The sequence below is a fragment of the Maricaulis maris genome (genome assembly GCF_003634045.1).
Classification (GTDB): domain Bacteria; phylum Pseudomonadota; class Alphaproteobacteria; order Caulobacterales; family Maricaulaceae; genus Maricaulis; species Maricaulis maris.
In genome coordinates this window covers 187,033-201,703 of the sequence record NZ_RBIM01000001.1, presented here as the reverse complement: position 1 = coordinate 201,703, position 14,671 = coordinate 187,033, and the positions used below count along the sequence as shown (strand labels likewise).

8 protein-coding genes are annotated in these 14,671 nt (G+C 63.3%); 2 read left to right on the top strand and 6 right to left on the bottom strand.

The window, feature by feature from the left end:
* The first annotated feature begins 140 nt into the window (after positions 1-140).
* A complete protein-coding gene (locus C7435_RS00980; protein ID WP_170150298.1) occupies positions 141-1,229 on the top strand; it encodes a 2-hydroxychromene-2-carboxylate isomerase in 1,089 nt (362 codons plus the stop codon).
* Here C7435_RS00980 and C7435_RS00975 read toward each other — a convergent pair.
* Genes C7435_RS00975 through C7435_RS00965 form a run of 3 tightly spaced genes read right to left on the bottom strand, consistent with a single transcriptional unit; the run spans position 1,226 to position 5,474 of the window.
* Positions 1,226-2,428: a HupE/UreJ family protein gene (locus tag C7435_RS00975; protein WP_121209686.1), complete on the bottom strand. Its 1,203-nt coding sequence runs from the start codon at positions 2,426-2,428 to the stop codon at positions 1,226-1,228. The two genes, C7435_RS00980 and C7435_RS00975, sit on opposite strands and share 4 nt — an antisense overlap.
* Positions 2,428-3,198 (bottom strand): hypothetical protein, encoded by a 771-nt coding sequence (locus tag C7435_RS00970; RefSeq protein ID WP_121209685.1) that lies wholly within the window; start codon positions 3,196-3,198, stop codon positions 2,428-2,430. The genes C7435_RS00975 and C7435_RS00970 overlap by 1 nt, the downstream gene beginning before the upstream one ends.
* The gene (locus tag C7435_RS00965; RefSeq protein WP_170150297.1) at positions 3,198-5,474 is read right to left on the bottom strand and encodes a DUF3604 domain-containing protein; all 2,277 of its coding nucleotides are present in this window, start codon (positions 5,472-5,474) and stop codon (positions 3,198-3,200) included. The genes C7435_RS00970 and C7435_RS00965 overlap by 1 nt, the downstream gene beginning before the upstream one ends.
* Positions 5,475-5,564: 90 nt before the next feature.
* Between C7435_RS00965 and C7435_RS00960 the strand changes: the two genes are divergently transcribed.
* Positions 5,565-6,179, top strand: coding sequence for a TetR/AcrR family transcriptional regulator (locus C7435_RS00960; protein ID WP_075188664.1), 615 nt, complete (start codon positions 5,565-5,567; stop codon positions 6,177-6,179).
* A 15-nt stretch (positions 6,180-6,194) separates the two neighbouring features.
* Here the strand turns inward: C7435_RS00960 and C7435_RS00955 are convergent, their stop codons facing one another.
* The 3 genes from C7435_RS00955 to C7435_RS00945 form a co-directional block, all read right to left on the bottom strand.
* Positions 6,195-8,264: a S9 family peptidase gene (locus tag C7435_RS00955; protein WP_121209683.1), complete on the bottom strand. Its 2,070-nt coding sequence runs from the start codon at positions 8,262-8,264 to the stop codon at positions 6,195-6,197.
* A gap of 129 nt (positions 8,265-8,393) precedes the next feature.
* Positions 8,394-11,303, bottom strand: a complete 2,910-nt coding sequence (locus tag C7435_RS00950; protein ID WP_170150296.1) for a TonB-dependent receptor plug domain-containing protein — start codon at positions 11,301-11,303, stop codon at positions 8,394-8,396.
* 145 nt (positions 11,304-11,448) lie between these two features.
* The gene (locus tag C7435_RS00945; RefSeq protein WP_170150295.1) at positions 11,449-14,592 is read right to left on the bottom strand and encodes a TonB-dependent receptor; all 3,144 of its coding nucleotides are present in this window, start codon (positions 14,590-14,592) and stop codon (positions 11,449-11,451) included.
* Positions 14,593-14,671: the final 79 nt, after the last annotated feature.

The following is a 14,671-nucleotide window of genomic DNA, read 5'->3' as shown; positions in this document are numbered from 1 at the left end:
CCCCACGATGAAGCGGCCTTTTTGCCGCCATGCCCCGCATCTGCGTGACAAGCCCGGCGAGATTGTCCAACCTGTCGGGGAAATCACAGGGCCGGGGGATAAAACATGCGTGTTTCCAAGATGGTGAAAGGATTCACCGCATGAGCCTGAAATCACTCGCCCCGCTGATCCTGACCAGTCCGGCCCTGCGCGCCGCCGCCCGCCTCCGGCACACCGTCCAACGCCGACTGACCGGCCGAACACGCACACTCCATGCCTTCATCGAACGCGACGAAGCCTATTCCAACCTCCTGCTGCAAGCCCTGCCACAGCTGGCCGATCGCTACCGGGTCAAGCTCGTCTGGCACGAAGTCGGACCGCCCGACCGCTCCGCCGCCCCGGAACCGGACAAGCTCGCCGCCTGGTCCGCCGAGGACGCCCGCTACCTGGCCACCGCCTACAATCTCGATCCGGCGCCACAAGCCTGGCCGGACACGGCTGGCCCGGATGCCGGCGAGGCCATGCGTACAAGGCTTGGGCACTATGGCTCGGCGATGAGCTGGTTTGAGGGGGAATGGTATTGGGGGATCGACCGGCTGCATCATCTTGAACGCCGACTGGACAGTCACCCGCCGCTATTCGCCCCGATCCCCGAACCCGACACGGCAATGGGTGGCCAGCTCGACGTCTTCCTGTCGCTGCGCAGCCCCTACAGCTATCTCGCTGCCATGCGCCTGTTTGCACTGGCAAAATCCTGGCAAGCGGAGGTCCGCCTGCGGCCCGTCCTGCCCATGGTCATGCGCGCGCTGCCGGTCCCGACCAGCAAGCGCCTCTACATCGTCCGTGACTGCAAGCGCGAGGCCGAACGCCTCGGCCTCCCCTTCGGCCATATCGCCGATCCGGTCGGCCCCGGCGTTGAACGCGGACTGGCGGTTCTGGTTGGTGAGATCAATCGCGGTCGCGGCCAGGCCTTCCTGCAAGCCTTCATGACGGCGGTCTGGTCACAAGGCATCGACCCGGCCGGCGATGCCGGCCTGCGCCGGATCTGCAACAGCGCCGGCATCGCTTGGGACCAAGCGAGTACCGATCTGGCCGACGAAAGCTGGCGCGAGCGTGTTGAAACCAACCGCATCGAGCTGTTTGAGCATGGACATTGGGGCGTTCCGACCTTCAAGGTCGGCGACCGCCTGGCCTTTGGACAGGACCGGTTGTGGCTGGCCGGTCAATGGTTGGCGGAGCGCACGCCCTAAGCCCAGGCGCGGGACAGGAACCAGTAGCAACCCGCCGCCGACAAAAGCGCAATTGCGACGAAACGGCCATAGGTGAGGACCCGGCCGGGAAGCAGTCTGCGCGCCAGCAGGAAGATCAGTCCTGCCAGGGCGACAAATACGACCTGGCCCAGCTCGACACCGAGATTGAAACCAAACAGGGCCGCAACCTGATCCTCACGCGGCAGGTCGAGTTCGAGCAGGATACCGGCAAAACCAACGCCATGAATGAGCCCGAACCCGGCACTGAATGCCGGGATGGTGCGCTGGACTTCGCCGCCGGCTGAAAGCCAGGCCAGATAGCTGCCAACACACACCACCAGCCCGAGCCATACCGGTACGGAGATTGTGCCGACCAGTACGCTGTTCGCGATTGCCATCACCGCCAGCACCATGGTGACCAGGACGACCTGGCGGCGATCCGGCTTCGCGGTCTGGAAAGCCGCCTCGGCCGCCACGAACAGGATCGAGAAACCGATCAACGCCTCGATCGCCGCGCCCGGCGGATTGATCCAGCCGAGATAGGCCAGGGCGAGGGTGGCGGAATGCCCCAGCGTGAAGCCGGCCGTCGCCAACAGGATTTGCCGCCAATTCGCGACGATCAGGAGCAACGCCAGCAGGAAGGCCAGATGGTCCGGCCCGCCAAGAATATGCGTCACGCCGAGCGAGACATAACGCCCGAGCCGTTGCGCCAGCGGCAGCGCTTCACCGGCCTCACTGAGCCGGGCCAGCGTATTGCCGCGGGTGAGGACGAATTCCTGACGTTCACCGACCTGCATCCGCGCCTGCAGGAAATGCACATGGTTCGGGGAGAAAGGGGAATAGACCTGCACGTCGATCGCGACCGGTCCGCCCCCTTCGCTGCAACGCCAATCCGTGAGGCCCTGCAATCGTCCATCAGCCAGCAACCGTACCATCGGGGCCGCGACAAGGTCGCAAGTCCTGTCGCCACGGCGCACTTGCAGACCGTCGGCAAGACGGATGCCGAATGCCGTCTCCAGGCTCGTGCCGCTTGGCATCGTGCCCAGGAAAAGCGTCGCCTGGCGGGCATCGAGCAGAAACTCACCGGTCATCCCGCTTTCGGTCTCGCGCCAGTTCGATACTGAACGACTGCGCTCATGCGCCAGGGCTGGCGCGGACAGGCTGAGGACGACGAGGACAAGCGCGAACAGCTGGCGCATCAATCAGCCTGTATCGCGATGCTGGCGCGGTCCCGCAAATCGGCCAGATAGGATTCGAGCGCGGCTTCCTCGCCCCGCTCGCGCCAAAGCGCCGTCACGGCCTCGCGTTGCTGGTCGAACCCGGCCGGCACCGGATCGACACGCTCGATCACCGTCAGCTGGTGCCGGCGCTCGCCCGCTGCGATAAGATCCGCGGTCTCACCGGCAGCCAGCGCAAGCGCCGCCTGGGCCAGCTCCGCCCCGAGATATCGCCGCAGATCACTGGCGCTGATCAATCGGTCTGGCGGGTGTGAGGCCGGACGGCTCAACCCGTCGCCTGCCGCCGGACCGCTGCGCCAGTCAATACGGAGCAGGACTTCGCCGGAAAAACGCTCCGGCTCCGCCGCGAACAGCGCGCGCAGCTCGGCGTCGGTCGGTTCGAGATCGGCCCGGGCCAGGATCGAGTCGATCATTGCAATGACGACAGACCGGCGAATTGTCGAAGCATTGCGCGGCAGATCAAGCTCGATCGCGCGCTGGTAGAGCAATTCCTCATCGATCAACCGGGCCAGCGCATAGTCCGACGCGTCCTCCGGCAAGACATTGCGGCTGTCGCGCGCCATCGCATCAAGAGCAAGCTGCAGGTCTGCATCGGTAATCAGATGACCATTGATGCGGGCCACAACCGGGCTGACGGGTCGGTCCTGCGACGCCGGCCAGAACAGGCTCACCATCGCCAGCAGGGCACCGGCAGCAGCGCCGGCGAGACAATAGGCGCGGGCGTCGGCCATCAGCCTTCATCCACCACATCACGACCAATCGCTTCGCTGTATCCGAGATAGATCGGTGACGACCAGGCACGGTGTTCAACCTCGGCGACACAGTTCTCATCCATATCAACCCGATAGTCACCGAGACAGGGATTGGCGCGAATGCACTGACCGGTCTCGTCATACTCGCAGCGCAGCGGATCGGCATTGACCTGACCCGTCGGCTCCTGGATCGCCCGTACGTAGTAAACGGTGTCGCGCCCGGTGGTGGCGAATTCCGTATCGGTAAATTCAACGATGCAGCCCTCGCCCTGGTCGTCGCAGGGCAGGACCAGCCAGTCGTCCTCGATCAACAGGTCGAGATTTTCACCGGGCGTGATCTGCGGCCGGATGCGGACAATCTCGATACGGGTGATGCGGTAGCGCTCATTGCCGGGATTGTAACATTCACCGCGACACAATTGCTGCAGCCGGTCCGCCGGCAGGCCGCGGACGGCGTAATCCGGACATCCCGGATCCTGTCGCAAAGAGCCGGCAGCCCGAACCCGGAATACCGGATCGGATTCCGTTTCCGCCTCACCGCCCATCGGGGTCAGCACATTGCCCGCATCGTCGATGCGATCAAACCACAACAATTGGCGCAGACCCGATGTGGCGTAGACATTTCGCGTCTGCAGGGCGTCCCAGATACCATCCCGACTGCGTTCGCCGGCATGGGCGGCAACCAGGCCACCGCCTGTGAAGAAGCTGGACTGGCGTTCGATCTCGGTCAGCTGAAACCCGAGCGTGCGGGTCAACTCTTCGCGCGAGATTGCGCGGGACCGCGGCGGCGCCTCCGGGTCGGATGGCAACAGGCGCTCGGCAATGTCGCGGCTAACGGCACCGCTGGTGTCGGTCATGTAGTGACGCGCATGCGATTTATACCCGATACCCGGCCGGGCCGTGTGGGTGTCGGACGAGCCGATAAAGCCCCAACGGAAACGCTGTGGCTCGTCATCGTCGAAATTGGTGATCGCCAGCCCGTACTGGACCGATGTGGTCGGGTTGAAGTTGAAGGCCGGGAGGAAACAGTCGCGGCACTGGCCGGCATCGAGCCAATCGGCAACGCTTTCGCCCAGCACCGTCAGGTGTGCTGCCAGGCCGACATGCACCGCGTTGACACGGGCTTCCTCGGCCCGGGCCGCACAGTCAACCTCACCCTCCCCAGCGGCGCGGCAGCGTTCTTCAATGATCTGGCCGGCCCGTTGACAGGTCGGCAGATAATCCGCCGTAGCATCCGGACAGACCGGGGCATCGGTTGTCCCGGCATTGGGGCGCCAAGCCCGGTATTCCTCGGCATTGCCGTGACCGGAAAAAATCTCGATCAGCGGAAAGGCCTCGGGTCGCTCGGAGTCGACAAGCTGCTTGTCCCAACTGGTCCCGGGCGGTGTATAGAGCCCCCATGCAGAGCCGTGCGGGATGATGAGTGGGTCGAGCGCCTGGGCTTCAAGACGGGTCACCAACTCTCCGGGCGTCGCCGCCATTTCATAACAATCACGCGGCAGGTCGCCGGACGCGATATCAGGGTCGCACAGCGGCGTGTCGCGGACCTCCTGCACAAATCGCCCGAAATCATAATAGTCCTGCCGGTGTTCGAGATCGAGAAAGACGATTTGTTGCGGCAGCAGACCGCGCGCATTGTCCCGCAAGACCCGCACCGTCGTGCCCGCAGCGGCGATCGGCCGGGCCGCAATCTCGTCCGGGTCAAGCGTTCGGAAGATGACATTCTTGTGCCCGTAATGATCCTCCGGAAGCGGCGCCACCTGGGTCCATTCGAACCCCATAAAGGGCACCACGTCGGGAATAATGCCCGTGCTCGACTGAGCTTCGCATTGCTGCATGCTCTGCAGGGATTGTGCCCAGCGTGCCGGCGTCAGCGCCTCGGCATGATCGGTGATCGCCCAGAAATCGAGCGCCGAGCAATAGCGCGCGAAGTCACAAGCATCAGCGAGCGGATTGGCACCTTCGCCGCGCAGCAGCGGCAAGGCCCAGACGAAGGCGTCGGTCGAGAAGGTCGAATGCACATGCAAATCGCCGAACAGGATTTCGGTCCCCGGATCAACCCCGAGTGCGGCTTGCTGCGCGCGTTGGGCCGAGCGCCGTTCGGCAATGATTTCAGCCGGTATCTCCGTACCGACGATCTCGCCGGGGCCGCGGGTGCGGCCATGCCAACCCTGGAATATGCCGATCACATATATGCCCAGGATGACCGTCAGGACACCGAGCCCGAAAAGGGTCACCCGAAGTACACGCGGCATCACCTTGCCTCCCGCATGGCTGGTTGCATTCATGGGCCGAGACCCTATAAATTGGCACTATGAGTGTCAATTTATTTCGGAGCCTTGGGCATGGTGCAGGACGCAGCCGATGAGGACGATGGCCGGAAGGCGCGACGCGCCCGCAACCGCCTGAAAATCATCCATGCTTTCAAGGAACTGGTTCGCGAAGGCGTGGCCGCGCCAAGCGCGCCTGATGTCGCGGCAAAAGCCGGCGTCGGGCTGCGTACCGTCTATCGCTGTTTCGAGGACATGGGGGCGCTCTATCGCGAGCTGACGACAGTGCTGCACGATGAATTCCAGCCACGTACCCTGACCGACCTCGGCACCAATGACCGCGCGGCGCGACTGGCGCATCTCTTGGCCAATCGGGCCGCGATCTTCTCCGACCTCGAACCCTTCCTGCTGGCGTCCGAGGCAAAGCGGCATGCCTATGCCGCCCTGGAAGATGACTACAACTATCTGCTCCGGCTGGAGCGCGAACGCCTGCAGGCCGTTCTCAATCCCGACGGGCGCTTGCCGGACGAATTATTCGAAGCTCTGCACGCGGTCACCAGCTTCAGCTTCTGGCGACGCTTGCGGGTCGAGCAGGACCTCACGCGTGATGCGTCCCGTCGGGTGATGGCCCGCGTCGCCACCTCATTGCTGACCGCCTTCCCGCTGCCGCCGATCACCCCGCAGGTATGAACCCGATTGAAGCTGTCAGTCATCCGCCAGCGGGACAGGCGGCGCCTGCCAGTCGCGGTCAGGGCCACCGGTATGCCGGCCATACCAGTCCAGTTCGGCATTGAGCCGGAACAGGCGGTGACGCGGCGCGCTGAAACTGTGCTCTTCGCCAGGCACCAGGTAGAAACGCGCTTCAACTCCCAAGTTCCGCAATGCCTGATAGAGCATGATCGACTGGGATGGGTGAACACGCTCATCATCTTCACCGGCGAAGATCAGGGTCGGCGTGGTCACCGCATGCAGATCGCGCAACAGGGATTGCGGCACAAAGGCGCGGTCATAGGCGCCTTCAGCCCAGACATCGGCGTCAAACAGGAGTCGGCGGGCACCGCGGACATCACTGGTCAGGTGATGCACCGCCCAATCGACCGCCCCGGCACCGCTCATCGCCGCCGCGAACCGGTCGGTCTGCGTGATCAGTCGATTGGTCATGTGGCCGCCGGCACTCCAGCCGGAAATGATCATCCGGTCAGGATCCGCCAGACCTGACGCCAGCAGATGATCGACACCCGTCAGCACATCCCGGTCGGCATGGGCGAAGTATTCTCCGTGCATGCCACGCATGAATTCATCGCCATAACCGACACCGCCGCGGTAGTTTACCCACAGGACAGCATAGCCCTCAGCCGCAAGCACCGGCACATAGCGCGACCATTTCCACTGGCCGAACTGGTCGCTTGAGCGTGGGCCACCATGGATCTGGACGACCAGCGGCGGCGGACCATCGCCAGCACGCAGAGGCGGAAAATAAAAACCCTCAATCACCGCGCCATCATGACTGCGCCACTCGACACGCTGTTGCTGCGGCCGGTTGAACGCCGACACCGTCGCCGCACCGATCGTCGTGAGACGTTCGCTCTCCCCGTCCGGGGTCACACGCCAGAGGTCACCATTGCTGGCTTCGGTCTGGAACAGCGCCAGCACCTCACCGGTCTCATCCGCCAGCGACCAGTCGACCAAGGCCCGGTCCTCGAGCGAGATCACGGTCAGGCTGCCGGCATCGACATCGACACGCACCAGGCCGGAGCGGACGCCGTCACGGACCGCAACGACCAGGCTTGCGCCGCCGGGCAACCAGGCGAACCCGTCGACTTCCCAACTGGCGTCCGGCGCCAGCACGCGGGTGACGCCGCCCTCAAGGTCGAGCACGACCAGTTTTTCCTGCACATAATCAAGCCCGTCCTGGCCCAGTCGGGCGCGATAGGCGATCCGGCGACCATCCGGCGACAGACGGGCATTGGCTTCCGGCCAGTTGTTCGATGTGACGCGGCGAAAGGGCTCGCTCGGTCCGGCCGCCACCATCAATTCGCTCTGATAGGTCGCATCGGGATGGGTTTCGGTCGAAACCCGGACCAGGATCGCGCCATTGGCCGCAAGGTGATAGCCGCGGACATGGAGTTCACCCTGGGTGACCTGTTGACGCACGCCGCTGTCCACCCGCACCCGCCAGAGATGTCGGCGACGCGTCGATTCATAGTAGGGATCAACGATATGCGTGGTGCTGCGCCGCTCGCGCTCGGCCTCGGAGCGGGCATCGCTGGCGATGTAATAGACGAACAGCTCGTCCGGAGACCAGGTGATCGAGCGGACGGCCGTGGGATGACGGGTCAGACGCTCCAGCTCGCCACCGTCGAGATCGCGGATATAGACTTCGTCATTGCTGCTGCCTTCCGGCGCGATCTCGGCAGCTATGCGCCGCCCATCGGGTGAAAAGACAACGCGATCAGCGGCGTCGAGATCCGGTTGGTGGACCAGGCCGGTCTGGCCCTGCTGCCAGAGCCAATAGCCGGTCTCGTTCTCGTCTTCGGCCCAATCCGTGCTGACGCGCTGAACCAGGGCGGACCGACCATCATGTGACACGCGAATACCATCCAGGCGGGGCAACTCGATCATGTCGACGGGCGTCATGTCACGCCGCTCGGTGGCCGCTGCGGGATTGAGGGCCACCAAGCGATTGTCATCGGCGAGCGCGAAAGCGGCCTGCGGCAAGGCACAGCTCAGCCAGCCCGCAAAGGCCAGGCTGGCCAGGACGGTTGATCGGATCATGTCAGACTCCGCAGGAATGTCGGGAAAGAATTAGCGCGCAGGCCATCTGCGCGAAGCGGATCCGCCCGCCCCGACCGCCGCAGGGCGGATCGGGACGGGCGTCACCGGAGGAACCGGTTGGCAGCGCGATCAGAACTCGCTGCGGATACCGAAGTAGAACTGCCGCCCGACGAGCGAGTTTTGCGGCGAGTTGATGTTCGAGCTCGAACCGCTCGCGAAATTGCCCGGCATGAAGGGACCCATTTCATCGAACAAGTTCGTGACACCGGCATAGACACTCGTCCGGTAGTCATTGTCGAAGCGGTAGCGGGCATAGACATTGGACCGGAACTGGTCATCCGCCACGAAATAGAGCGGGTCGGTCGGATCGACGTCGAGATCGTCAATGCCACCAGACTCGTAGTGCAGCGTATAGGAGGCGTAGAAACCGCCTTCGCTCCAGGACAGGCGGGCGCGGGCTTCATGCGTCGGATCATACATGGAGCCGTTGGAGTCTTCGCGGACCGGCTGACCGGCCTCACCGACAAACTCGAACTCATCGGCCAGCGAGCGCGAATAGCGCAGGTCCAGACCGAATTCACCCGGCAGGCTGTCGACCTCGAAGTCCCACATCACCGAGACATCAATGCCTTCGGAGAGCAGCTCGTTGAGGTTTTCCTGGCGATTGATGACCTCCACAACCCGGCCGTCCGAGGCGTCACGGGTGATGACATCGCAGAAACGGTTGTTCGGGAAATCGGCCGCGCCATAACACAGATCGACCGTGGTCTGGGTCGAGATCGAACCGATCGCATCCTCAACGCGGATATTGTAGTAGTCCACGATGATGTAGAGGTCTTCAGCGAAGCTCGGAGCCCAGACCGCGCCCACCGTGAAGGTATCGGCCGTTTCTTCCCGGACATTCAGATTGCCGGCATTGGGACCATTGACCGAGCCGTCGAACTCGAAGGGCTGACCGGCATTGTTGGGATCGGCGAAATAGGCCTGGATGCCCGCTTCAGAAAGACAGTTCGCAGAAATCGTTGCGGCACTGAAGTCACTTCCGGCCGGCGGCGTCACACCGCTGCCATCCGGCATCAACCCGTCACACGGGTCGAGCAGGCTGTCGGAGTCCTGACGCGGAGCCGAGAAGATTTCCGTGATCGTCGGCGCCCGTTGCGAGCGGGAATACTGACCGCGCAGGCGCAGGCTGTCAGTCGGTTCCCAATAGCCCCCCGCATTGTAGGAATAGATCGTGCCGATGGTGGAATAATCCGCGACGCGACCGGCCAGCTGGGCGGTCACATTGGAAAACAGCGGAATTTCCAGCTCGGCGAAGGCTTCAACCACATCGAAGCTGGCCTCGATTTCCGGGACGACCGAGAGGCTGGTCGTCTCTTCCAGAATGATCGCGTCGACATTGGTGTCCTGGCTCTCTTCACGCCATTCAATGCCGAACGCCGCCGCAACCGTGCCGGCCGGCATCTCGAACAGATCGCCGTCGACAGAGCCGCCCAGAACCGTCTGTTCGCGGATTTGCTGCACATGGCCAGCAATCCGGATGTAGTCAGCCATTTCCGGCGTGATCGATCCCTCACCGAAAATGTCGAGCGGAACGCAGCCATCAGCCCGGGCGCCGGCATCGACACATTGATAGCCGCCATTTCCGTCCGACTCGATGTCGAGCGCATGGTGGATGTTGAGATAGTTGAGATTATTGCCCTGAATCTGGTTCTGCTCAAACCGTCCATAAGTGGCGAAGGTCTGCCAGCGCCAAGTGTCGCCCAAATCACCAGCAAGACCGACGGCGGCGCGGGCCGTCGTGCGCTCATTGTCGCGGGTTTCCTGACCGATCTCGTTGAAGCGGCGATACCAGCTCACCGAGCCGACACGTGTTTCTTCAACCGCAGCCGGGATGAAGGGGTGGTCGCTGGCGATCTGGCCGATATCGAACGTATTGCCCAACGGGCCGACATCGGTGGAATAGATCGCGGCTTCGTACGAGCCCTCATACAGGCTGTCGACACGCGACCAGAGGAAGTCAGCCGTCGCTTCAACGCCATTGTCGAACTCGTAGCGGGCTGCGAGCGCGGCCGTATAAGCTGTGACTTCCGGCGACAGGGTGCGGCCCGGGCGGAAATTGAACCCATCAAGGTCGGTCTCGAAACCGACACTGGGATTGCGACCGTCATTCGGGGCCAGAGACTGGTCATTGTACCAAACACCATCGACATTCCAAGCGTCATCGCTCTCAAACCGCCCCCCCGGAATATAGGATGACAGGTAGATATCGTTGAACTCGCCATTGCCCGACCAGTCGTCAAAACGGAGCGAATCCGGACGCGTTTCGTCGGCATAGATCGGGGTTTCATGGTCATAGCTGGCGCCGAACATGATATTGCCGCGGTCATTGTCGAAATTGCGGCCCATCGTCAGTTCGACCGTGGTTTCCTCTTCGCCACTGGCGTCGGCAAAACCGTAACGGGCATTCACTTCGATACCGTCGAAATCACGCTCGAGAATGATGTTGGCAACACCGGCAATCGCATCCGATCCGTAAATCGCGGAGGCGCCGCCCGTTGTGACTTCAATCGACTGAACAAAACCGGCCGGGATGGTTTGCAGGCTGACCCGCTCGCCATTGCCCGAGTTCGAGACGGCCCGGCGGCCATTGATCAGCACCAGGGTGCGATCGGCGCCAAGGCCCCGCAGATTGACCGTCGACAGGCCTGAATTCTGGATCGAGAGCTCAGAGTTTTCCGGCGACAGGTCGGCATCCACGCCGGGCATTTCGGCGAGCAGCTCGCCAACATCGACCGTGCCGGACTCGACAATGTCATTGGTCGTGAAAATCTGCGTCGGGATTGCGGTGGTGGCATTGGTCCGGCGGATACGCGATCCGGTGACGACAATCGTGTCATCCTGATTGGCCCCTGCCGGCGCTTCACTTGTTTGTTGCGCCAGACCCGCCGTGCTTGCCAGCACGATTGCAGACATCGCCGCACCAACCATCAGCGTGCCCCGTGTCGTTGCCCGGCCCACTCGTTTCAACTCCCGCATTGGATACTCCCCTCGTCGCATGCCACGCCGTCCCCTCGACGGCGGGTCAACACGCCTGTCTAGGGGAGACACGCCAGCGCGCGGGTCGGGTACCTGCACAGCGACATTTTTGTGAAATTCCGTCCGACCTTGACCGGCGGAGGGACTACCAGTTGCGCCTCAAACCCAGATAAGCCGTGCGTCCCGCGACATCATAGGCCGGGTTGAAATTGCGCCGGTCGCCACTGTCGGTGCCACTGGGAAGGAAGGGACCATAGTCATGAAAGACATTGTTGATCCCGCCGAACAAGCGCCAGCCGTCGGCAAGATCGATCCGGGCCGACACATCGTGTTGCAGCCAGGGGTCCACCGCCAGGAAGAGCTGGCCATCGGTATCGCCCGCGGCAGCGCGATCATGACTGTCCAGACCGGCCCCCTCATAGCGGGCGCGCCATTGCAATTGCCAGTCACCGCGCTCCCAGGTCAGCGAGCCGGCCCAACGATGCGTCGGCGTGCCGACCTCGCCGTCCCAGCGATTGATCTGGACCGAACCATCCGTGCGCGCGAACTCCTGCTGCAGGCGATGGGTGTAGGCGTAGAGAAGTTGCGCATTCCAGTCGCCACGCAACCAGCCATCCGTGACACGCCAGCCCTCGCGGATACGCATATCGACGCCGCTTGATGTGAGCGCATGCAGATTATCGGTGCGATTGAGCATCGCGACCAATTGGCCGGACTGGGATCGTTCAATCGTGTCGCAATAGGCGTTCGCGGCAGGCAGGCTTGTCGCGCCGTAACATTCACGCAGCAGCGACTGGCTGCTCAGCGATGAGATCGCCCCGTCAACGCGGATATCATAGGCGTCCAGCATCAGCGAGAAGCCGGGACGCTGCGGTGGTGTAAAGACAAAACCGAGATTCCAGCTCCGCGCGCCCTCCTCGGTGAGATCGGGATTGCCGGAATTGGGCGCATAGACGCTGCTGCCACTCTGCGTGAAAACGCCGTCGCTTGCGATCACGGCGGCAATACGGGCATCGGCGCGGCAATTCTCCGCCACAGTGCCGGACGATGCCGGTGTGACGCCGTCGCATGGGTCCGACACGCTGTCGTAATCGCCGCGCGGCGGCGAGTACAACTCATTCATGCCCGGCGCCCGCTGGGCATTGGCGATCTGGGCGCGCACTTGCAAACCGGGTGACACCACCCAGCTGGCGCCAAGCCGGAAACTGCCGACCCCGCCAACACTTTCAATGTCGTAGCGGGCCAATCGCCCCGCGAATTCGACACCGAGATGCTCAATCATCGGTCGCCCGGACAACAGCGTCAGGGAGGTTTCGAAAAAGGCTTCCGTTGCATCCACGGCCGCATCCAGGTCCGGCACATCGACATAACCGGTATCGCGCGACTGGGTGACCGGATCACCGACCGTATGCTGCTGGTCACGCCGGTGCTCGACGCCCAGGGCCAAGGGTATGGCACCCAGGCCCGGAAAGACGGCCTCGCCGGTCAGCGTGACACCGAATGTATCCTGGCGCACATCAATATCGAGCCGGTCGGTCGCTCGGATATAGTCCGCGGCTTGAGCGCTGATCGAACCGACGCCGAACATGTCGAGTGGCACACAACCGGCGAGCCGGGCGGCGCTGTCGCGGCATTGATAGCCGCCCGATCCGCCGGCGACCGGCTCGACATCGAGTGCGTTCTGGATATGGCGATAGTTGAGTTCGCCGCTGCGCAACTGGATCTGGGTGTAGCGCCCATGGCCGACATAGGCCTCCCAGTCCCAGCCCGCCGCCTGCCCCGTGAGCCCGGCCCAGAAACGGTCGGTCGCGCGGTCAATATCGCGATATTCCGGCCCCAATTCGGTAAAGCGTCGACGCCAGGTGATACCGCTCAGCCCGTCGGCCAGCGCCGCATCACGGATCGCTTCGGGCACAAAAGGATTATCCAGCGCGATACGACCGATATCGGCCCGGTCGGGACCAAAATCCTGCCCGTAATAAGCCGTCTGTGCTTCGCGTGTCGCCCGGCTCTGACTGCGTGAAATGAGGGCCGTCGCAAAGAGTTCGACATGATCTGCCAAATCATAGCGGGCCTTCAACGACAGCATCTGACGCTCGCGCGGCAAGCTGACCGTGGCTTCGGGCCGGATCGAGACACTGTCCAGGTCCGGGTCAAACCCCTGCTGAAGACCGGATTCATCAAACCAGAAATCATAACCAATGAAGCGCCCACCGGACGTGTAGGTGCTGCGGTCCGCCTCCAATTGCGTGCCGTCATTGGAGAGAGCGATATCGGCCTGCGCCCAGTCCCGCTGGTCGCCGCCGATGCGGCCGACCTGATCGATCGTGAGGTTGGCAAGCACATGGCCGCGGCCGGCCGCAAACGCGCGCCCTATGGTCATGGCCCCCACCGAAAAGGCACCGCCACCATCTTCGGTCAAACCCGATTGGAAAAGCACCGAACCGCCGTCGATACCGTCGCGAAGCACGAAATTGACCACGCCGGCGATGGCATCCGAGCCGTACAGCGCCGACGCACCGCCGGTTGTGATCTCGACCCGTTCGACAAACTCGACCGGGATGGAACCTGATCCGAAACGACTGGCATTGCCGCTGTTGGACACAGTCCGACGCCCGTCGATCAGCACCAGGGTCCGGGTCGTTCCCAACCCCCGCAAGCCGACCGATGTGAGGCCTGCATTCTGGGCGCTCAGATGCGTCGATTGTCCCGAGAACTCGAGTGTCGCTGGAGACTGTGCCGCCAGCAGCGCCCCCATTTCATAGGCTCCGGAGGCTTCCATCTCGGCGCGACCCAAGACGAAGACCGGCGTCACCGCCGTCAGATTGGAGCGGGCAAAGCGGGACCCGGTCACCACGATAACCTCGCCCGGATCAGCCGGTACTGCGGTGCCGGACAAGGTCAACCAACCAACAGGCCGGCTTTCAACAACCCGGGCCGCCTCGACGGGCAGACCCGTCGCCACATCAGGTGATGTCGATACCGGTACCGAGACTGACAGGACCCCGGTGCGGGCATCGACCCGGTCAACCTGCAGGCCGGTGCCGGCCAACAATTCATCAAGTGCCTCGCCGGGCGTTGCCAGACCCCGCAGGGCCGCCACGCGACGCCCCTCGACAAGACGCGATTCGAACAGGAGCTGGCGGCCGGTGAGGATGGAGTAGCGACGCAATGCGTTGGCGAGCGGCCCCGCCGGAATGTCGAACAGGATGCGGGTTTCTCGGCCCGCTTCAGCGCTGGCCGGCGTGTCGGCCTGCGCCATGGCACACGGCGCCAGAACAAGGCTCATGGCCGCGCCAGCCAACAGCCGGGCAGCGAAGCTCAGACCTGACCGCCTGACGCGCATGCCGTCCCCTCAAACCTGTCCG

Excerpts from the sequence above, each read along its gene's own strand:
- C7435_RS00955 (WP_121209683.1), bottom strand. The coding sequence starts at position 8,264 with ATGATCCGATCAACCGTCCTGGCCAGCCTGGCCTTTGCGGGCTGGCTG.
- C7435_RS00960 (WP_075188664.1), top strand. The coding sequence starts at position 5,565 with ATGGTGCAGGACGCAGCCGATGAGGACGATGGCCGGAAGGCGCGACGC.
- C7435_RS00980 (WP_170150298.1), top strand. The coding sequence starts at position 141 with ATGAGCCTGAAATCACTCGCCCCGCTGATCCTGACCAGTCCGGCCCTG.
- C7435_RS00975 (WP_121209686.1), bottom strand. The coding sequence starts at position 2,428 with ATGCGCCAGCTGTTCGCGCTTGTCCTCGTCGTCCTCAGCCTGTCCGCG.
- C7435_RS00965 (WP_170150297.1), bottom strand. The coding sequence starts at position 5,474 with ATGCCGCGTGTACTTCGGGTGACCCTTTTCGGGCTCGGTGTCCTGACG.
- C7435_RS00950 (WP_170150296.1), bottom strand. The coding sequence starts at position 11,303 with ATGCGGGAGTTGAAACGAGTGGGCCGGGCAACGACACGGGGCACGCTG.
- C7435_RS00945 (WP_170150295.1), bottom strand. The coding sequence starts at position 14,592 with ATGAGCCTTGTTCTGGCGCCGTGTGCCATGGCGCAGGCCGACACGCCG.
- C7435_RS00970 (WP_121209685.1), bottom strand. The coding sequence starts at position 3,198 with ATGGCCGACGCCCGCGCCTATTGTCTCGCCGGCGCTGCTGCCGGTGCC.